This window comes from Methylobacterium sp. 77 (assembly GCF_000372825.1).
Classification (GTDB): Bacteria; Pseudomonadota; Alphaproteobacteria; order Rhizobiales; family Beijerinckiaceae; genus Methylobacterium.
Map to the genome: position 1 here is coordinate 675,767 of NZ_KB910516.1, position 22,862 is coordinate 698,628.

The following is a 22,862-nucleotide window of genomic DNA, read 5'->3' on the forward strand; positions in this document are numbered from 1 at the left end:
CATGGATCGCGTTCGCAGGGGTGTCGGACCCGCATGATGTCAGGGAAGACCGCCGCATGATCAAGTCCGAGCTCGTGCTCAGGATCGCAGAGCAGAACCCGCATCTCTACCAGCGCGACGTGGAAACCCTCGTGAAGGCGATCCTCGACACGATCGCCGAGGCGCTGTCGCGCGGTGACCGCGTGGAATTGCGCGGCTTCGGCGCGTTCTCGGTGAAACGTCGCGAGGCGCGCCGCGGGCGCAACCCGCGCACCGGTGAACCCGTTGCCGTCTCCGAGAAGGCCATCCCCGTGTTCAAGACGGGCAAGGAGATGCGCCAGCGACTCAACGAGGCCGGGATCGGCGAAGAGGAATCCTCCGAGAGCGAGGAATCCTGAACTCATGACCAGCCTCGTCCCATCGACCGGAGTGTCTCGATGATCCGCTTTCTCAAGGGTTTGGTCCTGCTTCCCGTCGCGATCGTGGTCGTCGCCCTGGCCGTCGCCAATCGGGAGGTCGTCCGCCTCTCCTTCGATCCGTTCTCGCCGGATACGCCGGCCTTCAGCCTGCCGCTGCCGCTCTACGTCCTGATCTTCGCCTGCATCGCCATCGGCATCCTCTGCGGCGGCATCGGCAGCTGGCTCGGCCAGTCGAGCACGCGGCGGACGAGCGCCGCTCGCCGTCGCGAGATCCGCCGCCTGGAGGGCGAGACCGAGCGGCTGAAATCCCATGTCGCGGCGAGCGAAGCTGCGCCGACCGAGCGCTATCCCGGCATGGACAGCCGCGTCGCGCTCCCGGCGCCCCGCTAGACCGATCGCCGTCATGCCGTCGATCCGCATCAAGATCTGCGGGCTGAGCACCCCCGACACCCTCGACGCGGCCCTGTCGGCCGGAGCCGACCTCGTCGGCTTCGTGCATTTTCAGAAAAGCCCGCGCCATGTCGATTTGGAGCGGGCGCGGCTCCTGTCAGAGCAGGCGAAGGGCAGGGCGGAGCGGGTGATTCTGCTGGTCGATCCCGACGATGCGCTCGTCGATGCGGCGCTGGAGGCTGTCGATCCGGACTGGATCCAACTCCACGGGCGCGAGACTCCGGAGCGGGTGGCGATGATCCGCAGCCGCAGCGGCAGGCCGGTGATGAAGGCCATCGGCATCGCCAGCCATGCGGATCTGGCCGCAATCGTCGCGCATGGTGCGGCCGACCGCATCCTCCTCGATGCCAAGCCTCCGCCGAGCGCCGCGCTTCCCGGAGGCAACGGCCACGCCTTCGATTGGGGGCTTCTCTCGGGAATGGACCTGCCGCTGGGCACCATGCTGTCCGGTGGTCTCACTCCGGAGAATGTCGCCGAGGCGCTGACGCGGACGGGCCTGCGCGCCGTCGACGTCTCCTCGGGAGTCGAGACGAGGCCGGGGGAGAAGAGCGCGGAACGCATCGCGGCCTTCGTCTCGGCCGTTCGGACGAATGAATAGCGCGCGATTTCACAGATCGACGCGTTCGCCGCATTGTAGCGCCCCCCCGCGCGGGTCTAGGCATTGGCGCAACCCAAGACCGCACGCAAAGGCCCGGCGCCGAGCCGCCGGCCGAAGACGCGAAGGACGACAGACCGTGACCATCGCCCCCTCTCCGAACTCGTTCCGCAACGGACCGGACGAGCGTGGCCGCTTCGGCATCTTCGGCGGCCGCTTCGTCGCCGAGACGCTGATGCCGCTGATCCTCGATCTCGAGAAGGCCTATACGGAGGCGAAGGCCGACCCGTCCTTCCAGAAAGAGATGAACGGCCACCTGACCCATTATGTCGGCCGGCCGAGCCCGCTCTACTACGCCGAGCGTCTGACCGAACACCTGCGCGCGAAGTCGGCGCCCGGCCATGGCGCCAAGGTGTTCTTCAAGCGCGAGGAGCTGAACCACACCGGCTCGCACAAGGTGAACAACGTGCTGGGCCAGATCATGCTGGCCCGCCGCATGGGCAAGCCGCGGATCATCGCGGAGACCGGTGCCGGCCAGCACGGAGTGGCCACCGCCACCCTCTGCGCCCGGTTCGGCCTGAAATGCGTCGTCTACATGGGCGCCGTCGACGTTGCGCGCCAAGCTCCCAACGTCTTCCGCATGAAGATGCTCGGGGCCGAGGTGATCCCGGTCGAGTCCGGCACCAAGACCCTCAAGGACGCCATGAACGAGGCCCTGCGCGACTGGGTCACCAACGTCGCCGACACGTTCTACTGCATCGGCACGGTGGCCGGCCCGCACCCGTATCCGGCGATGGTGCGCGACTTCCAGTCGATCATCGGCCGCGAGACCAGGGAGCAGATGCTGGAGATGGAAGGGCGTCTGCCGGATTCGCTCATCGCCTGCATCGGCGGTGGCTCCAACGCCATGGGCCTGTTCCACCCGTTCCTCGACGACCGCGAGGTCGAGATCTACGGCGTCGAGGCCGCCGGCCACGGCATCTCCTCGGGCCTTCATGCCGCCTCCCTGTCCGGCGGTAAGCCGGGCGTGCTCCACGGCAACCGGACGTACCTCCTGCAGAACGAGGACGGCCAGATCGCCGACGCCCACTCGATCTCGGCCGGCCTCGACTATCCCGGCATCGGCCCCGAACACGCATGGCTGCACGAGGCCAAGCGCGTCACCTATCTCTCGGCGACCGATTCCGAGACGCTGGAGGCCTTCAAGCTGTGCTCGCTGCTGGAGGGCATCATCCCGGCCCTCGAGCCGGCCCACGCCCTCGCCAAGGTGTTCGAACTCGCCCCGACCAAGCCCGCCGACCACCTGATGGTGCTCAACCTCTCGGGCCGTGGCGACAAGGACATCCCGCAGGTCGCCGAGATCCTGGGGACCCATCTCTGAGAAAAACCCGAACACGGGCCGCCACGGGCCAACACCCCGTTGACACCCCGAGGCGGATTTCTCTATACCGCCGATCTCTTCAGGGGCGTCCGCATCGCGCGGGCTCCTTTGTGATGGCGGGGTAGCTCAGCTGGTTAGAGCAGAGGAATCATAATCCTTGTGTCGGGGGTTCAAATCCCTCTCTCGCTACCAAGGTTTTAACCCGCTAAGTCCGCGACTTAGCGGGTTTTTCTTTGCCCGATCCGGTTTTGCCGTGGCGCCGGACATCGTCGTGGTCCGCCGACCGCATCTAGCCGACCGCGAGGTTGAGCGTGCGTGCCGCCGGCGACAGCCTGACCTGGCAGCCCCATCCGAAGGTCAGGAAGTCCTGCTCGATACCGTCGGCGAAGACGACGCCGCCGTCGTTCATCCGCGAGGTGACGAGAAGCCCGGCATCGGTGAGCTTTCCGGCCCGCAAGCGCGTGGTGCTGGCGACGCTGGGGAACGGTTCGCGCACCCAATAGCCCACCGCCGCTTCTTCCGTGCCGAGCGGCACGACGAGATGCGTCGCCTCGGCGATGGAGCGTGCCCAGCCGGTGACCCCGGTTCCGGACGCCACGATGAGCCCACTGGAGGACTGGTCTTCCGCTTCGCCGGACGCTTCGATCCTGTAGCGCGCGGATTGGTGGCTGCGATGTCCGACGTAGATCTCGTTGAGGGCAAACAGCGTCTCGCCATGGTCGAGTACGGCCTGGACCATGGTGCGCCGCTCCATCACCGCCGCGCCGTTGACGCTGGCGGGCAGGAGCCCGTTCAGCCGCTCGACGGCGACGCGGGCGAGAACCCCGTCATAGAGGTCGGGTGCCGGATTGATGCCGATGACCGGCTGCGCTCCGAGATACTTCGCGACATTGGCGACGAGCCCGTCCTGACCCACCGCGACGATGACGTCGTCCGGCGCGAACAGGAAGCGGTCGAGGTCGGCGCGCTTCACCAGGGCCTGCCGCCACTCGTCCGGCACCGAGGCCCGCGCCCTGGCGAGCACGGCGTGGAAGCGCTCGTGGCGCTCCACGATGTCTTCCAGCCGCTGACCCCGGCTCTCCAGGAAGAAGCGGGCCTGCCCGCTCGTGGCGTGCCGGGCGATCAGGGCCTCGTAATCGGTCTCGCGGATGACGAAGACCGCGCGATGGGTGAGGGCGGGCATCGCTCAGCGCACCCCGACCGACGGGCGGGACTTGTGGAACTCACCCATCACGGCGGCGAGGAGATCGGGCGTCACGCTGACATGCTCGATCGTCTCGAGCTTGCCCGCGAGTTGCTGTGCGGCGAGCCCGAGCAGGATGGCGGGCGGCAGATCGCGGTAGATGGCGACGCGCTGCTGCTCGGCCAGGGCCTTGGCTCCCTCGACGAGGCGGATGCGCTCGGCATCCGCCATCGCCTCGACACCCTGTGCCTCCGCGATTCCCTCCGCGCGGCTTCGCGCATTCTCCGCCTCCTCCGCGATGAGCAGCTTCTCCTGGCGCGCCAGTTCCGTCCTCGTGGCGAGTTCGTTCTCGGCGATGGCGCGTTCCTTCTCCACCGCGAGGGCACGGCGCGAGAAGGTCGCCTCGTCGGCCTTCTGCTGAAGCGCCTCGAAAGTCGGCGTCTGCAAGGCGCGTTCGAGTTCACTCGTCGGCGCGAGGTTGGTGAGCCGAACCGAGACCGCCGCGACGCCGATCTCGGACAAGGACGGGTCTACCGCCAGCACGGTCTCCAGGCCTCCGCGCAGGGGTTCGGGTCCGGCATCGAGGATGGCGCGCACCGGCTTGCCGCCGAGATAGTGCAGCACCGCCTGACTGGCGATGCCGGCGATGCGCGCCTCGATCTTCTCGATCGGCTCGCCCTGCAGCTTCCCGCTGGAGAGCCCGATCGAGAAGTCGATGCGGTTGGCCAACCGTTCGGGATCGACCACGTGCCAGCCGATCGTCCCCTGCACGGCGACGGCCTGGAAATCCTGGCTGCGGCCACGGACGAACAACGTCATCTCGCGATCATCCATCGGCAGCTCGGCGATGCTCGACGTCTCGGGGCGAAACCAGAAGACGAGGCCGCGGCCACTCTGGCGGATGCGGCCCTTGCGATAGCGGATGACGTAATTGCTCGCCTCGCTCTTCAATTGTGCGATCAGGCCGATCGTACGGATCGTTGCCATGGGTACCCTCCTGTCCAATCAGCGAGACGGTTGAAAGCGGTAGAGTTCGGCGGGGCGGAACGACGTCCCGGCCTCGCGCGAACCGGTCGGTGCCAGCCAGCCCCGATCGAGCATCCGGCGCCGGAAGGCCGGCTTGTTGAGCGTGGTGCCGAGCACCGCCTCGTGCACGTCCTGCAACTGCCGCAGGGTGAAATGCTCGGGCAGCAGGGCAAAGCCGATTGCCGAGTAATCGAGCTTGCCGCGAAGCCGTAATATCGCCATCGCCAGGATGTCGGCGTGGTCGAAGGCGAGGGAAAGCCTCTCGCCCTTGGGCGAAAGCGCCGTCACCTCTCCACCCGCCTCGCCCGTCCAAGGAACATCGATGGTGGCCGCGACGAGAGAGGGCGTTTGCTCGAGCGCCTCGGCGAGGGCGGCCTCCGGCAGCAGGGCGAGATAGGCGACGCTGATGATCCTCATGCGAGGATCGCGGGCGAGCGCACCGAACGTGTAGAGTTGTTCGAGATGTGCCCCGGAGATGCCGGCCTTCTCGCGCAGGACATGCAGGGCGGCGGCATCGAGGGTCTGGTCGATCCCCACGAAACCGCCGGGCAACGCCCAGCGGCCGGCATGCGGAAGCTGCTCCCGCTTCCCGAGCAGGGCCACCGGGCGCCCGTCGCGCAGCCCCAGCAGGACGAGATCGACGGCGAGGGCAGGGCGCTCGTAGGCGGCGGGATCGTAATCCGCCAGGAATTCTGCTTCGGTCACGGGGCAGCCTTATATGCTCGATGCATATTAGTTAGACGCATCGAGAATATAAGACAAGCGGCATTCTGGCGGGGAAATTCGCGGACCTGTCCCGGCCCGCCCGCGAACTCTTCAATGTCCCCACACACGCAAGAACCGGCGACCGCCTCGCGGGCGATCGCCGGTTCTTGGCGATGATGGATGTTCCGGGTGCCGGAGGCGGCGAACTCAGTTCGGCAGCTTGTCCTCGATGCCCTTCACGTACCAGTTCATGCCGAGGATCATCGGATCGGGAGCGGTCTCGCCGGCCTTCACGGCCACGCTGCCGTCCTGTTTGAGCACGGGGCCATGGAAGGGATGGAGCGTGCCGTCCGCGATCGCCTTCTTGCTGGCCTCGGCCTTGGCCTTCACGTCGTCGGGCATGTTGGCGAAGGGCGCGAGCACGACCATGCCGTCCTTGATGCCGCCCCAGGTGTCGTGGCTCTTCCAGGTGCCGTCGAGGACCGCCTTGGCCTCACCGACCACGTAGCCGTCCCAATCGTCGACGATGGAGGTGAGCTGGGCCTTGGGCGCAAAACGCATCTGGTCGGAGGATTGGCCGAAGGCGAGCTTGCCCTGCTTCTCGGCTTCCTGCAGCGGAGCGGCGGAATCGGTATGCTGGGACAGGATGTCGGCGCCCTGCGCCAGCAATGCCTTGGCGGCCTCGGCCTCCTTGCCCGGATCGAACCAGGTATTCACCCAGACGATCTTGAGCTTGATGTTCGGGTTCACCGATTGGGCGCCGAGCATGAAGGCGTTGATGCCGCTCACCACTTCCGGGATCGGGAAGGAGGCGATGTAGCCCAGCGTCCCCGTCTTGGAGAGCCGGCCCGCGATCTCGCCGCAGATGTAGCGGCCTTCGTAGAACCGCGCCGAATAGGTCGAGACGTTGGGCGAGCGCTTGTAGCCGGTGGCGTGCTCGAACTTCACTTTGGGGAATTTCTTGGCGACCTTCAGGGTCGGTTCCATGAAGCCGAAGGAGGTGGTGAAGATCAGCTGGTGGCCCGAGCGCGCCAGGCTCTCGATCGAGCGTTCGCTATCGGCCTCGGGCACGTTCTCGAGGAAACTCGTCTCCACCTTGTCCGGCATCGCGGCCAGCAGCGCTTTGCGGCTCTGGTCGTGCTGGAACGAGTAGCCGAAATCGGCCACCGGGCCGACATAGACGAAGCCGACCTTGAGCTTGCCGGCCGGCTTCTCCTGCGCCTGGACCGAACCGATCCCCAGCGCGAGCGCCAGGGAGACGGCGACCCCCTTGATGATCCCCATATCTCGTCTTCCTCGTGAAAAAGCGCCGATGTGTCTGAGTCTGTGTCGTCCATCGGCCTTGTTCGAAAAGCGGATTCCGCTTTGCGGGCCGATGGCTATCGAAACGGCGTGAAGACACGACCGAGTGATGCCGGAGCCAGCGAGCCACCCTGCCGCCGCCCGAGGGAGAGCAAGACGAGGGCCAGGATCGTGGCGAGATAGGGCAGGGCGGAGAGGGCCTGGCCCGGCAGGCCGAGACCCGCCGCCTGGGCATGGAGCTGGAGCACCGTCGCCCCGCCGAACAGCATCGCTCCTGCCATCACCCGCACGGGGCGCCACGAGGCGAAGACGACGAGGGCGAGAGCGATCCAACCGCGTCCGGCGGTCATGGCCGGGGCCCAGAACGGGGTATAGGCGAGGGAGAGATAGGCCCCGGCGAGCCCCGCGCAGGCGCCGCCGAACAGCACCGCGAGGAAGCGGACCTTGCGGACCTGCAGCCCAAGGGCATGGGTCGAGGTGTGGTCGTCACCGATGGCGCGCAGCGCCAATCCCGGCCGTGTCCGCCACAGAAACCACCCGATGGCGCCGACCAGCGCGAAACCGGCATAGACGAAGGCGTCCTGGCCGAAGACGAGGCGGCCGATGACGGGAAGGTCGGTGAGGCCGGGGATCGCGAGATGTGGCGCCGGCTCCCGCTTCATGCCGACATAGGAGGCTCCGACCAGCCCCGACAGACCGAGCCCGAGGATCGTCATGGCGAGCCCGGAAGCGACCTGATTGGCGGCGAGCACCACGGTGAGAACCGCGAACAGGGCGGAGAGGGCGAGCCCCGCGCCGGCGCCGGCGATCGCTCCCGCCAGGGTCGAGCCCGTCTCCACCGCCACCGCGAATCCGGTGGCCGCGCCGAGCACCATCATGCCCTCGACGCCAAGGTTGAGCACCCCGGACCGCTCGACGACGAGTTCACCGAGCGCGGCGATCATCAGCGGGGTCGCGGCGGCGACGATGGTGATGAGCACCATCTGCAGGATGTCGGGGGTCATGCTGCGTGTCTCCCGACCTGGCCTGCCGACCCGTCCGAACGCCTCATCCCGAGGGGCGGGCCGGGGAAAGGGGAAAGGTGCCGAGTCATGTCGCCGTCCCGGGCACGAACCGGACGCGGTAGCGCGACAGGGCGTCGGCTCCGAGCACCAGCGCGAGCAGCAAACCCTGGAAGGCACGGGTGAGGTCGAGGGGCAGCTTCAGATCGATCTGTGCGCCTTCGCCGCCGATCGTCGTGAGCGCGATCACCAGAGCCGCCACCAGGATCCCCATGGGCGAGAGCCGGCCCAGGAAGGCCACGATGATCGCGGTGAAACCGTAGCCCGGTGAGATCGACGGCTGGAGCTGGCCGATCTTGCCCGCCACCTCCGCGATCCCGGCAAGTCCCGCCGCACCGCCCGAGACCGCGAAGACCGCCAAGGTCAGGCGCGCGTCGCTGAAACCGGCGAAGCGCGCGGCACGCGGGCTCGCCCCCACCACCCGGACCTCGAACCCGAACAGGGTACGGGCGAGGACGATGGTCGCCACGACCACGGCCGTCAGGGCGATCAGGACGCCGGCATGGAGGGTGTCGCCCTCCATCAGGTAGGGAAGGCGGGCCGCATCGTCGAAGGTGACGCTCTGGGGGAAGTTATAGCCGGCCGGATCGCGCAGGGGGCCGCGCGCCATGTAGTCGAGGAGCAGTTCCGCGACGTAGACCAGCATCAGGCTGGTGAGGATCTCGGACACGCCGAGGGTGACCTTCAGGATCGCCGGAACGAGCGCATAGGCCATGCCCGCCAGGGTACCCACCAGAAGGATCAGCGGCAGGATCCAGAAGGTGTTTCCCTCGGTCCCATGGGTCGCCACCGCGATCCACCCACCGATCAGGCCGCCGATGACGAACTGGCCCTCGGCGCCGATATTCCAGACATTGGCGCGGAAGCAGAAGGCGAGGCCGATGGCGATGAGCGCGAGTGGTGCCGCTTTGAGCGCCACCTCCTGCAGCGACCAGACCTCGCTCAGGGGCGCGATGAAATAGGTCACGAAGGCGGCGGCCGGCGAACGGCCCATCGCTCCGACCACGATGCCGCCGATGGCCACGGCGACGACGAATGCGACGATCGGCGCCAGCCCATCCATGAGCGGCGAGCGGTTGATGCGCGGCGACAGGTCAATGCGCATGGGCCACGGCCTCCTTCACCGGAACGGAAGCCACGGCGTCCGTACCGCCGACGACGGAGCCGCCCATCAGAAGCCCCACCGCCTCGCGGCTGGTCTCGCCGGCGGGCACCGCCCGCGACAGCGTCCCGTCATGCAGGACCGCGATGCGACCCGCGATCTCGAACAGCTCGTCGAGGTCCTGGCTGATGACCAGCAGCGCGGCACCACGTCCGGCGAGATCGAGGAGGGCCTGCCGGATATGAGCGGCGGCCAGGGCGTCGACGCCCCAGGTCGGCTGGTTGACCACGAGGATGCCGGGCTCGGCCATGATCTCCCGCCCCATCAGGAACTTCTGGAGGTTGCCGCCGGACAGGGTGCCGGCAGCGGGGTCCGGCCCGGCCTTGCGCACGTCGAAGGCGTCGGTCACCCGCTGAGCCAGGGCCTTGGCGGCGGCGCTGCGCAGGAAACCGAAGCGGCTGAGGCCGGCCGTGGCGTGACGGGAGAGCAGGGCGTTGTCGGACAGGCTCAGGGTGGGTGCCGCGGCATGGCCGTTGCGCTCTTCCGGCACGAAACAGGCGCCCCGGCGCCGACGCTCGGTGATGCCGAGGCGTCCGACGGGCTTGCCATCGAAGGTGATCATGCCGGATTCCGGCGCGGCGGCCTCGCCGGACAAGGCGTCGAACAACTCGGCCTGTCCGTTGCCGGCGATGCCCGCGATACCGACGATCTCGCCGCCGGCGACGGCGAGGGAGATGCCGTCGAGTGCCGTGCCGTGAAGGCCGGACGTGGCGAGCGACAGGTTCGCGAGCACGAGCCGTTCCGGCCCGAGCGGGATGCCTGAAGGCGCTTTCACCTCGCCGACCTGAACACCGACCATCATCGCGGCGAGCGACCGGGCGCTCTCCTCGCGCGGATCGCAGGCCCCGACCACCCGGCCAGCCCGCAGGATGGTGGCGCGCGAGCACAGGCGACGCACCTCGTCGAGGCGATGCGAGATGTAGAGCAGCGCCCGACCCTCGTCGCGCAGGCGCTCCAGCACGATGAACAGCCCCTCCGCCTCGCCGGGCGTCAGCACGGAGGTGGGCTCGTCGAGGATGACGAGGCGCGGATCCTGCAGCAGGCAGCGGATGATCTCGATGCGCTGGCGCTCGCCGGCCGAGAGCGACCAGACCGGTCGATCCGGGTCGAGATGCAGGCCGTAGGTGGCGCCCACATTGGACATCTTCGCCTTGAGCGCCTTCGCGCTCATGGAGCGCGGCATGACGAGGGCGATGTTCTCGGCCACCGTCAGATTCTCGCAGAGCGAGAAATGCTGGAAGACCATGCCGATGCCCAGCGCCCGCGCGGCTTCCGGGTTGGCGAGCTTCACGATGTCGCCGCGATAAGTCACGACTCCCTCCGTCGGCTCGAGGAGCCCGTAGAGGATCTTCATCAGGGTCGATTTGCCGGCGCCGTTCTCGCCGAGCAGGGCGTGGATCTCGCCCGTGCGGATCTCGAGATCGACCCCGTCATTGGCCTTGAAGTCGCCGAAGCGCTTGACGATGCCATAGGCGCCGAACAACGGAGTCGGCCCCTCCGTGGACCGCATCACGGGACTGGCGACCGCGTCCGTCATGCTGGCTTGCCCCACCGAAATCGATCCGTCGGTCGGGCATCCCCTCGCACCGCTCGGCGAAAGAGGACCGCGCGCGACCAACCGCCGTGACGAGCCCCGCCGACGTCAGCGGCGGCATCCATCGGCCATCGCGCCGTGTTTCGGGAGAGGATGCCCGTTGCCATCACAGTCCCCCGAGCAGCGAATGAGCGAGCTTCGTATGGGCCTCGCGCAGCTGGCCCGTCTCGATGCCGAGCGGCTGGCCGTCGACCACCCGCCACGTCCCCGCCACCATGACCCGGTCGGCCTTGTAGGCCCCGCACAGGACCAGCGCCGCGAGCGGGTCGTGCGCCCCGGAGAAGCGCAGTTCGTCGAGGCTGAACAGCGCGAGATCCGCCTCGCGGCCTTCCTCGATCCGGCCGATATCCTTGCGGCCGAGGCAGGCGGCCGATCCCTCGGTGGCCCAGCGCAGGGCGTCGAGATGGGTGACCCGCTCCGCGCCATAGGTCAGGCGGTTGATCATGAGGGCGTGGCGCACGCCCTCCATCAGGTTGGAATTGTCGTTGGAGGCCGACCCGTCGACGCCGAGCCCCACCGGAGACCCGGCGGCCTCCAATTCGCAGGTCCGGCACTGGCCGGAGGCGAGCGTCATGTTCGAGGTCGGGCAATGGCACACGCCGACGCCGGCCTTGCCGAGCCGGACCACCTCCTCGTCGTTGAAATGGATGCCATGCGCGAGCCAGGCCCGGCTCTGCATCCAGCCGACCTCCTCGAGGTAATCGACCGGACGCTGGCCGAAGATGTCGAGGCAATACCGGTCCTCGTCGAGGGTCTCGCCGAGATGGGTATGGAGGCGGCAATCGTACCGCTCGGCCAACGCCGCGCTCTCGCGCATCAGTCGCTTCGTCACGTTGAAGGGCGAGCAGGGCGCCAGCCCGATCTGCACCATCGCGCCCGGGCTCGGATCGTGGAACAGGCGCAGCACCCGCTCGCTATCGGCGAGGATCGTGTCGTCGTCCTGGGTGAGGCATTCGGGCGGGAGGCCGCCGTCGCGCACCGACAGGCTCATGGAGCCGCGGGTGACGAAGGCGCGGATGCCGATCGGCCCAGCCTCCTCGACCTGGATGTCGACGGAGGATTCGAGCCCCTTGGGAAAGAGGTAGTGGTGATCGCCCGCCGTGGTGCAGCCCGACAGCAGGAGTTCGGTATAGGCGAGCCGGGTCGCGAGGCGGAACGCGTCGGGGGTGATCTTGTCCCAGACCGTGTAGAGCGATTGAAGCCATGGAAACAATGGCTTGTTGAGAGCCACCGGATGGGCGCGCGTCAGCGTCTGGAAGAAATGGTGGTGCGTGTTGACGAGGCCGGGAATGACGACGTGGCGACCGGCATCGAAGCTCTCGTCCACAGGGCTCGACGGCTGCGCCCCGGCCGGGACGCGTTCGACGATCCTCGTTCCCTCGACGACGATGCCTCCCCCCGCATCGACTGCGAGGATCGCCAGCGGATTACGGATCCAGATTCGCCTCGCTGTTCCGGTCTCGACCATGATGTCCGTCATTCCCTTCGCCGGAGGACGACCGGAGCGGGCTCCGGCCTCGTCATGCATCGGTGTACGGCGGGCGGACGCCTCGTCCTAGACGCGGCCCTCCCGGAAGCGGTCCGGTCAGAAGACGTGGAACGAGACGCCGGCGAGGAAGCTCTTCTCTTCCGTTCCCTTGAACGTCGCCGTCTCCTGCGCGCCGAACTTGTTCAGCCAGTATTGGAAGCCGATGAAGACATCGACGCGGTTGGGCTGGTCGTAGACGAGCTTGCCGAGGTCGAGCACGAGGTTGGTGCGGGAGAGGAATTCGAGGCCCGTCTTCGGGTTGAAGGCGAAGGCGGTGACATCGGTAATGCCGCGGCCCTTGGGCAGGACGATGTTGTTGAAGCCGGCTAGGCTGAGCGGCAGGCCGGTGAAGCTCAGCGGCAGGCTGTAGACGATCTCGAATTCCGGGACCGTATCGAAGCTGACGTCACGGTTCGGATAGGTGTTGAAGCCGTTCCGGTTCCACTCCTTGTAGGCATGGACCGAGGCGTTGATGAAGCCGGCCGGCACGTCGAAGGCGAAGTTCAGGCCGCCGACCACGTCGCGCTTGCGCGGACCGAACGCCGTGTTCTTGGCATTGGCGTCGAAGCCGTAGGACAGCGAGACGTCCTTAATGAGGCCGGGCACCGTGAATGCCTTCGTGCCGGTGAGCGCATTGAGGCTCAGGGTGCCGCGATAGAGGCCGTAAGCTTCGGTCGCGCCGTAATCGTATTGCGCGAATCCGCCCGGTGCGTTGGTGGTGCCGCCCGGATCCTGAGAGGACGATTTCAGGATGTCGAGGGTGAAGAAGTTCGTGCCGTAGGCCCAGGCATCGGCATGCGAGATATTGTAGATCTGCTTCGGGATGCCGCGCGTGCTGAACGTGCCGTCGCGGTTCTGCACCTGAACGCCGGGCTCGGAAGCCGGGAACTGATAGCGATAGCTGAACTGCGTATCGGAAAAGAGAAAGAACGATGACGGCGCATCGGGAACCGGGGCCGGCGTCGGCGCCTTCGCGAGATCGGCGGCGACGGCCGGCATGACCGCCACGAACGAGAACAAAGCCGCCGTCAGCTGCTTCGAGATGCCCACCATCATCAATCCCCCGAAACGCTTCGCGCTCATTGGGGACCGAGGACTGCAACCCATATGCCAGGACACTCGCCCTAGACAGAATCTGCGACTGCGTGAGCGTCGACTTGCAATTATGCAACAAATACGCACGGATCAGCCGTCGATCACAAGCTCGGAGCGATCACGGGCGCGGCCGCTAAACGAGATCGATCCACTCATCTCGATGGATTAAGTTATAATTCAAACTGTATAAATGCAAATTTTGTAGACGAATTTGAAGCTATAAATATAGTTTTATCAAGATCTATATATAAATATTTTCGAGTACAGATTTTTAGCGCAGATTTTGGCGGATGAAGCATTGCAGCGTGCAGTCGCGGCGATGTTTCAGCACCTCGCCTGTGTGCATGAAGCTGTTTATCACAAGACGATGCATTCAAGGCCCGAGAAACTGCGTTAGGGTGCGACCGCGTCCATCCGGGCGTCTTCGTCCCCGCTCCATCGAGACACCGGTGCCCGTGCTCCAGACCCGCGCCGAACACCTGGCGGACCAGATCGCGAACGACATCCTGAACGGCGTCTTCGCGCCGGGCTTTCATCTCGACGAGCAAGTCCTCGCCAAGCGCTTCGGCGTCTCGCGCACACCCGTGCGGGACGCGCTGCGCCTCTTGAGCGGGACCGGCCTCATCGATCTGCGACCGCGCGCGGGCGCCATGGTGCGCAGGATGGCGCTCGACGAACTCGACATGCTGTTCATCGCCATGGGCGAGATCGAGGCCACCTGCGCCCGCCTCGCGACCCTCAGCATGACGCCGACGGAGCGCAGCCGGTTGCAATCCCTCCACGATGGCATGGCCCGGCTCGCGGATACGGAGGACAGGGCAGGCTACATCCTCGCCAACCAGGAGTTTCACGGGCTCCTCTATGCTGGCGCCCATAACAGCGTCGTCGAGGAGATCGCGGTTTCCCTTCGACGGAGGCTGACGCCCTATCGCAAGGCCCAGTTCAAGGCTCCCGGACGATTGCATCGCTCGCATGCGGAGCATGGCGCCGTAGTCCGCGCGGTGCTGGGGCGCGATGCGGCGGCGGCCAATGCCGCGATGCTGATCCATATGAGCATCGTCGAGGACGTGTTCGAGACCGTGGATTCGGTACCGGCCCAAGAGCGCGAAACGGCCCGCGAGCGGGAGGACGAGCGGCGCTCCATGACCAGGCCGGCGCCAGCCCTCGGCAGGCTGGAACGATCGCGGCGCTGAGCCCGCGTAAAGATTCCACAGCGTGGCGCGCAACGACGCAGAGTCGCGCATAATTTGGGCGTGTACGATCGCCTCCTTGCATACATGATCCGTCAGCTCCGCGACCGAATCGGCACTCTCGCCGCGTTCGGGAAACGCTGTGCCGGACGACCGGGTGTGCAAGACCATGAGTGTCACGCTCAGCGCGGAACCCGCCGATCTCACCTTCGATCCGGCTACGACCGCCCTCGTCATCATCGATATGCAGCGGGACTTCCTCGAACCGGGCGGGTTCGGCGAGACGCTGGGGAACGATGTCTCGCTCCTCCTTGCCGCGGTCCCGCCGTGCCAGCTCGTCCTCGCCGCCGCCCGAAGCGTCGGGATGCTCGTCGTGCATACACGCGAAGGTCACAAGCCAGACCTGTCGGATGCGCCGCCAGCCAAGCTCGAGCGCGGCGAACCGACCTCGCGGATCGGCGCGCCGGGTCCGATGGGCCGGATCCTGATCCGCGGCGAACCCGGCCACGACATCGTGCCGGATCTCGCGCCGGTGCCGGGCGAAATCGTCATCGACAAGCCCGGCAAGGGCGCCTTCTACGCCACTGCATTCGGGGCCGTGCTCACCGAGCGAGGCATCGCCACGCTGCTCGTCTGCGGCGTCACGACGGAAGTCTGCGTGCATACGACGATCCGAGAAGGCAACGACCGCGGCTATCGCTGCGTCGCGCTCTCGGATTGCTGCGCCTCCTACTTCCCCGAATTCCATCGCGTCGGCCTGGAGATGATCAAGGCGCAGGGCGGCATCTTCGGCTGGGTCTCGTCGTCAGGCGCCGTCCTGGCGGCCCTGGCGGCGGCCAAATGAGGACGCGGCGACACGCTGGGGCGACGGCAGAACGGGGAGGGTGGATCATGGCGTCGGGATCGTCTGCGAGCGGAAACACATCGGGGATCGGTGGCGCCTTCCGCCCCGCCCCCTGGGTGCCGGGGGATTGGAACGCCTTCTTCGGCTTCGGCACCAACATCCTGGTGAACCTCCTGGTGCTCACCGGATTGCTGCGCTTCGTCCTCGGCATGCCCGATTCCATCACCTTCGGGCGCATCCTGCCGGCCATCGGATTGATGCTCTGCCTCTCCACCGCCTATTACGGCTGGCTCGCCTACCGCCTGGCGAAGGCGACGGGCCGGGACGACGTCTGTGCCCTTCCGTCCGGCATCAGCGTGCCGCACATGTTCATCGTCGTCTTCGTGATCATGCTGCCAATCAAGCTCGCCACCGGCGACCCGGTGAAGGGCTGGGAGGCCGGCCTCGCCTGGGTCTTCATCCAGAGTTTCATCCTGATGATCGGCGGCTTCGTCGCCCCCGTCATCCGCCGGATCACGCCGCGCGCCGCGCTTCTCGGCACCCTTGCCGGCGTCTCGGTCACCTTCATCGCCATGCGGCCCGCACTGGAGATGATCACGACGCCGATCATCGGGGTCGTCTCCTTCGCCATCATCCTCCTCGCCTGGTTCGGCGGCCTGCGCTACCCGGGCAGGCTTCCCGCCGGTCTCGTCGCCATCCTGTTCGGCATGACGGTGGCCTGGGGCGCCAAACTGTTCGGCATCGACATGGGCGGCGTCAGCGGCCCCGGCTTCGTCAGCGCCATCCAGGGGATCGGCTTCTCGATTCCCCTGCCGGCCTTCGGCCACGTCTTCGGCGGGTTCGAGTTCATCGGGGTGATCCTCGTGACCGCGATCCCCTTCGGCATCTACGACCTCGTCGAGGCCATGGACAATGTCGAGAGCGCCGAGGTCGCCGGAGATTCCTATCCGACCACGCGCGTACTCACCGCCGACGGCGTCGTCAGCCTGATCGGCTGCATGATGGGCAACCCCTTCATCAACGCCGTCTATATCGGCCATCCCGGCTGGAAGGCGATGGGCGGGCGGATCGGCTACTCGGTGGCCACGGGCCTCGTCATCCTGGCGCTGTGCTGGCTCAACCTCGTCTCGCTGCTCTCAAGCCTCGTGCCGGTGGTCGCGATCGCACCGATCCTACTCTACATCGGCATGCTGATCGGGGCGCAGGCGTTCCAGGAGACGCCGCATTCCCATGCGCCGGCCATCGTCCTGGCCTTCGCGCCGCATCTCGCGGCCTGGGCCAAGACCCTCATCGACGGGGCGCTCGGCGCGGCCGGGACCAGCGCGGCGGCGGTGGGCCTCGACAAGCTCGGGCAGGTCGGCGTGCTCTACGGCGGGCTCGAAGTGCTCGGCGAGGGCGCGATCCTCGGCGGCCTGATCCTCGGCGCCATCGCGGTCTTCATCATCGAGCGGGACTTCGCCAAGGCGGCCGCCTTCTCCGCCGTGGGGGCGGTGATGACCTACTTCGGCTTCATGCACGGCCCCGCCGTGGGAATCGCCGTGAAGCCCGGCTTGGCCCTTGCTTATCTGATGGTGGCGGGGCTCCTCTATGCGGCGTCACGCGCGACCGCCAAGGAGCCGCTTCTGCCGGTCGCCTCAGCGGTGCCGGCGGAATAGGCGGACGATGGCGATGACGATGGCCGAGACACCGAAGGCAGAGCCCGCACCGGGCGGGCTCCACACCTATATCGATGCTGCCTCGGCCCTGCTGGGCATCCCCCTCGATCCCGCCTGGGTCGCGGCGGTGGGCGCGAACCTCACCGTGCTCCATGCGGCGTCCGGCCTCGTCGCTGGATTTCCCCTGCCCGACGTGGCGGAGCCGGCTCCGGTCTTCACGGCATGAGCGGCGGACGAGGCGACGAGAACAGCGATCCGAGCACGATGCACGCGGCCGACATTGCCCGGTCCGTCGGGAATGGGTCTACCAGTGCGCGCAGCGTGGTCGAGGCCGTGCTGGCGCGGATCGCGCGGGTGGATGCGTCGGTCAATGCCTTCACCGACATCCTGCCGGGACGCGCCCTCGGAAAGGCCGATGCCCTCGATGCGGCGAGAACCCGCGGAGAGGCGATGGGACCGCTCGCCGGGGTCCCCTTTGCGGTGAAGAACCTCATCGATATCGAGGGCCTGCCGACACGGGCGGGCTCCAGGATCAACCGCGACCTCGCCCCCGCCACGCGCGACGGCGCCTTGGTGAGACGGCTGGAGTCGGCCGGGGCCATCCTCGTGGGCGGCCTCAACATGGGCGAGTATGCCTATGATTTCACCGGCGAGAACGTCCATGACGGCCCGACTCGCAACCCGCACGATCTCGGACACATGTCGGGCGGCTCATCCGGAGGATCGGGGGGCGCCATCGGTGCGGGCCTCGTTCCCCTGGCGCTCGGCTCCGACACCAACGGCTCGATCCGCGTCCCTTCGGCGTTCTGCGGCTGCTTCGGGCTGAAGCCCACCTACGGCCGGCTGACGCGGGCGGGAAGCTTCCCCTTCGTCGGCAGCCTCGACCATCTCGGTCCGATGGCGCGCAGCGTCACCGACCTCGCCTTGTCCTACGATGCCATGCAGGGCCCCGATCCCGACGATCCGGTGGCGACGACCCGCGCGCACGACCTCACCATGCCGAGCCTCGATGACGGGATCGGCGACCTGCGCATCGCGGTCGCCGGCGGTTATTTCGCCCGTGGCGGCGACCCCGAGGCCTTCGCGGCTGTGGACACCGTCGTCGCGGCGCTCGACTGTGAGCGCCGGGTCGAAATCCCCGAAGCCGCGCGGGCGCGCGCCGCCGCCTACGTCATCACCGCCGCCGAGGGTGCTGCCCTCCATCTCGACCGGTTGCGGAGCCGGGCCGCCGATTTCGACCCGGCCGTGCGTGACCGGTTGATCGCGGGCGCGATGATCCCAGCCCCCTTCGTCGAACGTGCACAGCGCTTCCGCCGCTGGTACAGGGCGGCCATGCTCGACCTGTTCCGCGAGGTCGACATCATCCTCGCTCCCTCGACTCCGTGCCGGGCTCCGAAATCCGGTCAGATCAGCTTCGTCCTCGATGGAGTGACCCTGCCGGTGCGGGCGAATATCGGCGTCTTCACCCAGCCGATCTCCTTCATCGGCCTGCCCGTGGTGGCGGTGCCGGTACGGATCGATGACGGCTTGCCGCTCGGTGTCCAGATCATCGCCGCCCCGTGGCGCGAGGACCTGGCGTTTCGGGTCGCGAGGCACCTCGAGCGGAACGGCGTCGTCTCCGCGCCGCATGCCGCGCTGTGAGAGATCCGATGCAGATCGATGCGCCCGACGTGATCGCCGAGGTCGAGGCCGCCTTCGCGGCCTACGAGACCGCCCTCGTTGGAAACGACGTGGCGACGCTCGAGGCCCTGTTCCACGACGATCCCCGCACCATCCGCTATGGCGGAGGCGAGAACCTCTACGGCATGGACGCGATCCGCGCCTTCCGCCGCGCCCGCTCGCCGGCCGGGCTGGAGCGCACCCTCTCCGACACCGTGATCAGCAGTTACGGGCGCGATGCGGCCGTGGCGATGACGCTGTTCCGGCGCGAGGGATCACCGGGAAAGATCGGCCGGCAGAGCCAGACCTGGATCCGTTTCCCCGACGGGTGGAAGGTCGTGGCCGCCCATGTGAGCGTCATCGACGGGTAGCGCAGCGCGCGCCCGTCTCACCTTGCCCGGACTCTGGGACCGAAGCAGAGGATGATCCGGGATCCGGTATCGAGACGGACCGCCGCAGCGGCTCAGCCTTCCTTAGGCGTCGGCTCGGACGCGACGCGGCGCAGGCGGCCCTTGCGCTTCTCGTACTGGAACATCGAGGTCAGGGTCGGATCGCTGAGGGCCGGCGAGGAGGCCGGGGGCTCGGGCGCCTGCGACGGCAAAGCCGGCACGACGAGTGTTCTCCGGAGGAGAGCGAGGCGGGTCACCTCGCGATCGCGCCGGATGGTGGCTGCGACGGCGGTGTCGGCGAGGATCGTCGCGCTGGCGTCGTCGGCGAAGGTCGCCACGAGGATCGTCGCGGTGTTGGCCGAAGCCTCGAAAGCGTCGAGCCCGATGCCGACGAAGGAAGCCGCGAAGCCGAATGGAGACGGCAATGCCTTGGTGGAAGTGGCGAGCGCCCCTTGGAGACCGCGCACGATGTCGCCGCTCCAATGCGGCTCAGGCGCCGGCTCGGCGGGCATGCCGATATCGGAGAGATCCTCCACGCCGAGGACGTCCCCATTGGGCATGCGGAAGACGCCGTCTTCGTAGGTGGCCGCCCCTTCGCCGAAGGAGCCTGCTGTGATCCGAATATCCGTCATCGTGCCGTCCCGGCGAACGTCACCCGCCGCCATTGCCGAAAACTACGCAGCCGTGTGTCGGAAACAGGGCGTTCCGTCAGGTGAGAGGTGCAGGCGCCGTGCCATAGGCCTCCGCCATCTCGGCGATGGCATCGAGTTTGGCATGGAGCGCGGACCAGTCGTCGCGCCCGGCGATGGGGTCCCACAGGGATTCGACCTCGTCGACCAGCATGGTGCAGGGCTCTCGTCGCGCGAAATACGGGTGGTCGAGCCGCACTCCCACTGCCGGAGAAAGGGCTGCGAGGCTGGCCCTAACGGCGGCGAAATCCTCGCTCTCGTAGAGAGAGGCGGAGGGGCTCGCCGCGGCACGCTCCGCGCTTGCGAGGCCGCCATACCAGTCGAAGAAGGTCTGCTCGAACGGGGCCCGACTTCTCGCGAGGAATCCCCAGAAGGCGGCGACGAACCGGTGCAGGTCCGCCTCGTTCGCCGGCTTGGCGAGACCGAGGCGGGCAAGCAGGGCTTCGGCGAAGGAATCCTGCAGGCTCGGCCGGAAGACCTTCAAAGCCCCTTCGAGAGCATCGCGGTCGGCGAGCGGCATCAGGCATTCCGCGAGACGGCTGAGGTTCCAGAACAAAGCCTCCGGCTGGCGGCCGAAACTGTAGAGCCCGTGGACATCGAAATAGGCGGCGGTGAAGCCGGGATCGCTCGTCGGCGCAAAGCGCCACGGTCCGTAATCGAAGCTCTCGCCGGTGATGTTGATGTTGTCGGTGTTGAGCACCCCATGGACGAAGCCCGCCGCCATCCACTGGGCGCCCGTGCGGGCGACCCGGCGGCTTACCTCTTCCAGAAAGGCGACGGCACGCGGACCGGTCTCCTCGCGCCACGCCTCCGGCAGGTAGGTCCGCACCGCATAATCGAGGAGCTTTTCGGTGTTGTGCGGCTCGTCGAGCGCCAGCAGGCGCTGGAAGCTGCCGATCCGGATGTGGGAATGGCTGAGACGAACCAGCACGCTGGACCGGGTGGGCGAGGGCTCGTCGCCGCGCTCCAGTTCCTCGCCGGTCTCGATCAGGCTGAAGGTCTTCGACGTGTCGACGCCGAGCGCTTCCAGCATGGAGGTGGCGAGGATCTCGCGCATGCCTCCCTTCAAGGTCAGGCGCCCATCGGCTGTGCGCGACCAGGGCGTGGTGCCGCTGCCCTTGGTGGCGAGGTCGAGGAGGCGCCCGTCGGCGAGGTCGTGGAGCTGCGCGAACAGGAAGCCGCGCCCGTCGCCGAGATCGGGGTTGTACGAGCGGAACTGGTGGCCGTGGTAGCGCAGCGCCAGGGGCTGGGGCAGGCTGCCCGCCAGCGGCTGGAACCGGCCGAAATGCGCGACCCACTCCGCGTCGGAGAGATCGTCGAGCCCGACACGCGCCGACCAGGGCCGGTTGCGATACCGCAGGATCGTCTTCGGAAAATCGGCGGCGGCGACGACGTCGTAGAAATCGGGACCGAGTTCGGTGTGCTTGGCGGCGGGACGGGCTGATGGCATGGGCGGGCGCGGGTTTCCTGCGATGTCGGCAAGGACTCTAGCGAGAGCGGGCCGGCGATGACAGCCGTCCCTCGCATCCGCGAGCGCCCATCGGTGGAGGCTCATGCCCCTTCGAACCGGCGCTGCTCCGCACGGCTCGCCAGGATGACGACCTTGCCGGGGAACCGCTCGATCAGGGCGAGGTTCCGGGCCCGCCTCTTGCGGTTCCAGGTCCAGACGTAGCGCAGGAACTCGATATCGAGCCGTTCCGGGCATCCGCGTGCCGCATCTGGCCGGACCCGGCCGAAGCTCGCCACCAGGCGGCGGATCACCCGCGCCATCGTCAGCCAAGCGGCCAGATCGAGATAGACCAGGGTGTCCGCCGCCTCGAAGCGCGGCCCGATGGTGTCGGTGTAGTTCCCATCGATGATCCAGCGCGGGAGGGTCGCGAGACGCTCCACCTCGGCGCGGAACTCTTCCGGCGGCATGGGCTCCCAGCCCGGACGGAAATAGGCCTGATCGAGGTGAAAGACGGGCAGGCGATGGGCGGCGCCGAGGCGTCTCGCCAGGGTCGATTTCCCGCTTCCCGGCGGCCCCATAATGATCACGCGCTGCATGCGGACAAACCTCGTCGACGAGCGGCCAGCCCCGCCAGAGTGTGCGTCGCGCTACCCCTCCCGCCCGATCGTCGCCTCGATCTGTCCATGCGGCTCGTCGGTGGGCAGGAACACCGCGTTCGGGTTGTCGAGGCCGAAGGGCGCGAGGTTGATCGGGATGTAGTGCTTGTTGGGCATGGCGAAGGCGATCTCGGCGATCTCCGGGATCGCGGCGAGCACCGCTTCGCCCATCCGGTACATGCTGTCCTGGACGCCGTGGCTGTAGGTGGTGCCGAACACCTCGATCAGGATCGCCAGCACGAGGGCATTGGCGGTGGCGTAATCCGCTGGAATTCCCGTCCAGGTCCAGGTCGCATCCATGCTGGTGGCGGCGATGCGGTCGGTGGTGTCGGCCAGCGTGCGAAAATGGTCGTCGACGAAATCGGCCCAGCCGGATTGGGTCGTCTTCATCAACGTGTAGCCGCGCAGGCCCGATTTCAGCACCGATCCGGCGCGGTTCGCGGTGAGCTTGACGAAGCCGACACCGTTGCCGTCGAGGGTGAAGGTGTGGCCGTGCGGTTCGCCGGCGAAGGCATGGCGCAGCCACCGCGTCTCACGCGCCTCGATCACGACCTCCTCGACCTGGGGATAGGTGTCGAGGAAGACGGACGCCACGGCGCCGACGAAGGCTTCCTTCTCCGCCGAGAGATTCCTGGCGGCGGTCACGTTGACGATGTTCTTGACGCTGTCGGTGGCGACGCAGGCCCGGTTGTCGCCCTCCGTCCAGGCGCGGTCGAAAGCGCCCTTCATCAGCACCTTCAGGTCGAGTTCGCGCGGGGTATGGTGGTCGCCGTCGCGCCCCAGCCGCATCACCCGCACCCGTCCCTTGCCGTAGGTCGACGCCGTCAGGGCCATGGTCGGTTCCTTCTCG

The 22,862-nt window shown here is 67.4% G+C and carries 23 protein-coding genes and 1 tRNA gene; 11 read left to right on the forward strand and 13 right to left on the reverse strand.

What is annotated here, in order from left to right; genetic code table 11:
• Positions 1-56: 56 nt before the first annotated feature.
• The 5 genes from A3OK_RS0103125 (at position 57) to A3OK_RS0103145 (ending at position 3,016) form a co-directional block, all read left to right on the forward strand.
• Positions 57-377 (forward strand): integration host factor subunit beta, encoded by a 321-nt coding sequence (locus A3OK_RS0103125; RefSeq protein WP_019903475.1) that lies wholly within the window; start codon positions 57-59, stop codon positions 375-377.
• Between the two features lie 39 nt (positions 378-416).
• Positions 417-788 carry a lipopolysaccharide assembly protein LapA domain-containing protein gene (locus A3OK_RS0103130; protein ID WP_019903476.1) on the forward strand — a complete coding sequence of 124 codons (372 nt, stop codon included), beginning with the start codon at positions 417-419 and terminating at the stop codon, positions 786-788.
• 13 nt (positions 789-801) lie between these two features.
• A complete protein-coding gene (locus tag A3OK_RS0103135) occupies positions 802-1,446 on the forward strand; it encodes a phosphoribosylanthranilate isomerase (protein WP_019903477.1) in 645 nt (214 codons plus the stop codon).
• Positions 1,447-1,582: 136 nt separating this feature from the next.
• Positions 1,583-2,824 (forward strand): tryptophan synthase subunit beta, encoded by a 1,242-nt coding sequence (trpB, locus tag A3OK_RS0103140; protein ID WP_019903478.1) that lies wholly within the window; start codon positions 1,583-1,585, stop codon positions 2,822-2,824.
• Between the two features lie 115 nt (positions 2,825-2,939).
• Positions 2,940-3,016: transfer RNA gene (locus A3OK_RS0103145), tRNA-Met, on the forward strand.
• A 97-nt stretch (positions 3,017-3,113) separates the two neighbouring features.
• On the opposite strand, the gene A3OK_RS0103150 is transcribed toward A3OK_RS0103145, so the two are convergent.
• The 9 genes from A3OK_RS0103150 to A3OK_RS0103190 form a co-directional block, all read right to left on the reverse strand.
• On the reverse strand, positions 3,114-4,007 hold the full coding sequence (locus A3OK_RS0103150; protein WP_019903479.1) for an NAD(+)/NADH kinase: 894 nt from the start codon (positions 4,005-4,007) through the stop codon (positions 3,114-3,116).
• Between the two features lie 3 nt (positions 4,008-4,010).
• Complete coding sequence (locus tag A3OK_RS0103155) at positions 4,011-4,994, reverse strand: SPFH domain-containing protein (protein WP_019903480.1); 984 nt, start codon at positions 4,992-4,994, stop codon at positions 4,011-4,013.
• 18 nt (positions 4,995-5,012) lie between these two features.
• Entirely contained in the window at positions 5,013-5,738 is a 726-nt protein-coding gene (locus tag A3OK_RS0103160; protein ID WP_019903481.1) for an NUDIX domain-containing protein, read from the reverse strand.
• A gap of 207 nt (positions 5,739-5,945) precedes the next feature.
• The gene (locus A3OK_RS0103165) at positions 5,946-7,022 is read right to left on the reverse strand and encodes a BMP family ABC transporter substrate-binding protein (RefSeq protein ID WP_019903482.1); all 1,077 of its coding nucleotides are present in this window, start codon (positions 7,020-7,022) and stop codon (positions 5,946-5,948) included.
• Positions 7,023-7,117: 95 nt separating this feature from the next.
• Positions 7,118-8,044 carry an ABC transporter permease gene (locus A3OK_RS0103170; RefSeq protein ID WP_019903483.1) on the reverse strand — a complete coding sequence of 309 codons (927 nt, stop codon included), beginning with the start codon at positions 8,042-8,044 and terminating at the stop codon, positions 7,118-7,120.
• 85 nt (positions 8,045-8,129) lie between these two features.
• Positions 8,130-9,206: an ABC transporter permease gene (locus A3OK_RS0103175; RefSeq protein ID WP_019903484.1), complete on the reverse strand. Its 1,077-nt coding sequence runs from the start codon at positions 9,204-9,206 to the stop codon at positions 8,130-8,132.
• Positions 9,196-10,800, reverse strand: coding sequence for an ABC transporter ATP-binding protein (locus A3OK_RS0103180; RefSeq protein ID WP_019903485.1), 1,605 nt, complete (start codon positions 10,798-10,800; stop codon positions 9,196-9,198). The genes A3OK_RS0103175 and A3OK_RS0103180 overlap by 11 nt, the downstream gene beginning before the upstream one ends.
• A 163-nt stretch (positions 10,801-10,963) precedes the next feature.
• Positions 10,964-12,325 (reverse strand): 8-oxoguanine deaminase, encoded by a 1,362-nt coding sequence (locus A3OK_RS0103185; protein ID WP_026596878.1) that lies wholly within the window; start codon positions 12,323-12,325, stop codon positions 10,964-10,966.
• Positions 12,326-12,442: 117 nt separating this feature from the next.
• Complete coding sequence (locus A3OK_RS0103190; protein WP_245259299.1) at positions 12,443-13,468, reverse strand: hypothetical protein; 1,026 nt, start codon at positions 13,466-13,468, stop codon at positions 12,443-12,445.
• A gap of 461 nt (positions 13,469-13,929) precedes the next feature.
• Between A3OK_RS0103190 and A3OK_RS22260 the strand changes: the two genes are divergently transcribed.
• The 6 genes from A3OK_RS22260 (at position 13,930) to hpxZ (ending at position 19,199) form a co-directional block, all read left to right on the forward strand.
• On the forward strand, positions 13,930-14,673 hold the full coding sequence (locus A3OK_RS22260; RefSeq protein ID WP_019903488.1) for a GntR family transcriptional regulator: 744 nt from the start codon (positions 13,930-13,932) through the stop codon (positions 14,671-14,673).
• Between the two features lie 166 nt (positions 14,674-14,839).
• Complete coding sequence (locus A3OK_RS0103200; protein WP_026596879.1) at positions 14,840-15,514, forward strand: isochorismatase family cysteine hydrolase; 675 nt, start codon at positions 14,840-14,842, stop codon at positions 15,512-15,514.
• Positions 15,515-15,561: 47 nt separating this feature from the next.
• Entirely contained in the window at positions 15,562-17,169 is a 1,608-nt protein-coding gene (locus A3OK_RS0103205) for a xanthine/uracil/vitamin C permease (RefSeq protein ID WP_019903490.1), read from the forward strand.
• Between the two features lie 13 nt (positions 17,170-17,182).
• Positions 17,183-17,395: a DUF4089 domain-containing protein gene (locus tag A3OK_RS0103210; RefSeq protein ID WP_019903491.1), complete on the forward strand. Its 213-nt coding sequence runs from the start codon at positions 17,183-17,185 to the stop codon at positions 17,393-17,395.
• Positions 17,392-18,810, forward strand: coding sequence for an AtzE family amidohydrolase (locus A3OK_RS0103215; protein WP_019903492.1), 1,419 nt, complete (start codon positions 17,392-17,394; stop codon positions 18,808-18,810). The genes A3OK_RS0103210 and A3OK_RS0103215 overlap by 4 nt, the downstream gene beginning before the upstream one ends.
• An 8-nt stretch (positions 18,811-18,818) precedes the next feature.
• Positions 18,819-19,199 (forward strand): oxalurate catabolism protein HpxZ, encoded by a 381-nt coding sequence (gene hpxZ, locus A3OK_RS0103220; protein ID WP_019903493.1) that lies wholly within the window; start codon positions 18,819-18,821, stop codon positions 19,197-19,199.
• A gap of 92 nt (positions 19,200-19,291) precedes the next feature.
• On the opposite strand, the gene A3OK_RS0103225 is transcribed toward hpxZ, so the two are convergent.
• The 4 genes from A3OK_RS0103225 to pucL all read right to left on the reverse strand — a co-directional run bounded on the left by A3OK_RS0103225 (position 19,292) and on the right by pucL (position 22,846).
• On the reverse strand, positions 19,292-19,849 hold the full coding sequence (locus A3OK_RS0103225) for a hypothetical protein (protein WP_245259300.1): 558 nt from the start codon (positions 19,847-19,849) through the stop codon (positions 19,292-19,294).
• A gap of 76 nt (positions 19,850-19,925) precedes the next feature.
• Entirely contained in the window at positions 19,926-21,356 is a 1,431-nt protein-coding gene (locus tag A3OK_RS0103230) for a protein adenylyltransferase SelO (protein ID WP_019903495.1), read from the reverse strand.
• A 101-nt stretch (positions 21,357-21,457) separates the two neighbouring features.
• The gene (locus tag A3OK_RS23235) at positions 21,458-21,952 is read right to left on the reverse strand and encodes a hypothetical protein (protein WP_019903496.1); all 495 of its coding nucleotides are present in this window, start codon (positions 21,950-21,952) and stop codon (positions 21,458-21,460) included.
• A 51-nt stretch (positions 21,953-22,003) separates the two neighbouring features.
• Positions 22,004-22,846 carry a factor-independent urate hydroxylase gene (pucL, locus tag A3OK_RS0103240; protein ID WP_026596882.1) on the reverse strand — a complete coding sequence of 281 codons (843 nt, stop codon included), beginning with the start codon at positions 22,844-22,846 and terminating at the stop codon, positions 22,004-22,006.
• Positions 22,847-22,862: the final 16 nt, after the last annotated feature.

Bases quoted from the DNA above. Each gene is read 5' to 3' on its own strand.
- A3OK_RS0103180 (WP_019903485.1), bottom strand. From the start codon at position 10,800: ATGACGGACGCGGTCGCCAGTCCCGTGATGCGGTCCACGGAGGGGCCG.
- A3OK_RS0103210 (WP_019903491.1), top strand. From the start codon at position 17,183: ATGACGATGGCCGAGACACCGAAGGCAGAGCCCGCACCGGGCGGGCTC.
- pucL (WP_026596882.1), bottom strand. From the start codon at position 22,846: ATGGCCCTGACGGCGTCGACCTACGGCAAGGGACGGGTGCGGGTGATG.
- A3OK_RS0103230 (WP_019903495.1), bottom strand. From the start codon at position 21,356: ATGCCATCAGCCCGTCCCGCCGCCAAGCACACCGAACTCGGTCCCGAT.
- hpxZ (WP_019903493.1), top strand. From the start codon at position 18,819: ATGCAGATCGATGCGCCCGACGTGATCGCCGAGGTCGAGGCCGCCTTC.
- A3OK_RS0103185 (WP_026596878.1), bottom strand. From the start codon at position 12,325: ATGGTCGAGACCGGAACAGCGAGGCGAATCTGGATCCGTAATCCGCTG.
- A3OK_RS0103165 (WP_019903482.1), bottom strand. From the start codon at position 7,022: ATGGGGATCATCAAGGGGGTCGCCGTCTCCCTGGCGCTCGCGCTGGGG.
- A3OK_RS0103215 (WP_019903492.1), top strand. From the start codon at position 17,392: ATGAGCGGCGGACGAGGCGACGAGAACAGCGATCCGAGCACGATGCAC.
- A3OK_RS0103150 (WP_019903479.1), bottom strand. From the start codon at position 4,007: ATGCCCGCCCTCACCCATCGCGCGGTCTTCGTCATCCGCGAGACCGAT.
- A3OK_RS23235 (WP_019903496.1), bottom strand. From the start codon at position 21,952: ATGCAGCGCGTGATCATTATGGGGCCGCCGGGAAGCGGGAAATCGACC.
- A3OK_RS0103225 (WP_245259300.1), bottom strand. From the start codon at position 19,849: ATGACGGATATTCGGATCACAGCAGGCTCCTTCGGCGAAGGGGCGGCC.
- A3OK_RS0103125 (WP_019903475.1), top strand. From the start codon at position 57: ATGATCAAGTCCGAGCTCGTGCTCAGGATCGCAGAGCAGAACCCGCAT.
- A3OK_RS0103170 (WP_019903483.1), bottom strand. From the start codon at position 8,044: ATGACCCCCGACATCCTGCAGATGGTGCTCATCACCATCGTCGCCGCC.
- A3OK_RS0103205 (WP_019903490.1), top strand. From the start codon at position 15,562: ATGGCGTCGGGATCGTCTGCGAGCGGAAACACATCGGGGATCGGTGGC.
- A3OK_RS0103130 (WP_019903476.1), top strand. From the start codon at position 417: ATGATCCGCTTTCTCAAGGGTTTGGTCCTGCTTCCCGTCGCGATCGTG.
- A3OK_RS0103155 (WP_019903480.1), bottom strand. From the start codon at position 4,994: ATGGCAACGATCCGTACGATCGGCCTGATCGCACAATTGAAGAGCGAG.
- A3OK_RS0103200 (WP_026596879.1), top strand. From the start codon at position 14,840: ATGAGTGTCACGCTCAGCGCGGAACCCGCCGATCTCACCTTCGATCCG.
- A3OK_RS0103135 (WP_019903477.1), top strand. From the start codon at position 802: ATGCCGTCGATCCGCATCAAGATCTGCGGGCTGAGCACCCCCGACACC.
- A3OK_RS0103175 (WP_019903484.1), bottom strand. From the start codon at position 9,206: ATGCGCATTGACCTGTCGCCGCGCATCAACCGCTCGCCGCTCATGGAT.
- A3OK_RS0103190 (WP_245259299.1), bottom strand. From the start codon at position 13,468: ATGAGCGCGAAGCGTTTCGGGGGATTGATGATGGTGGGCATCTCGAAG.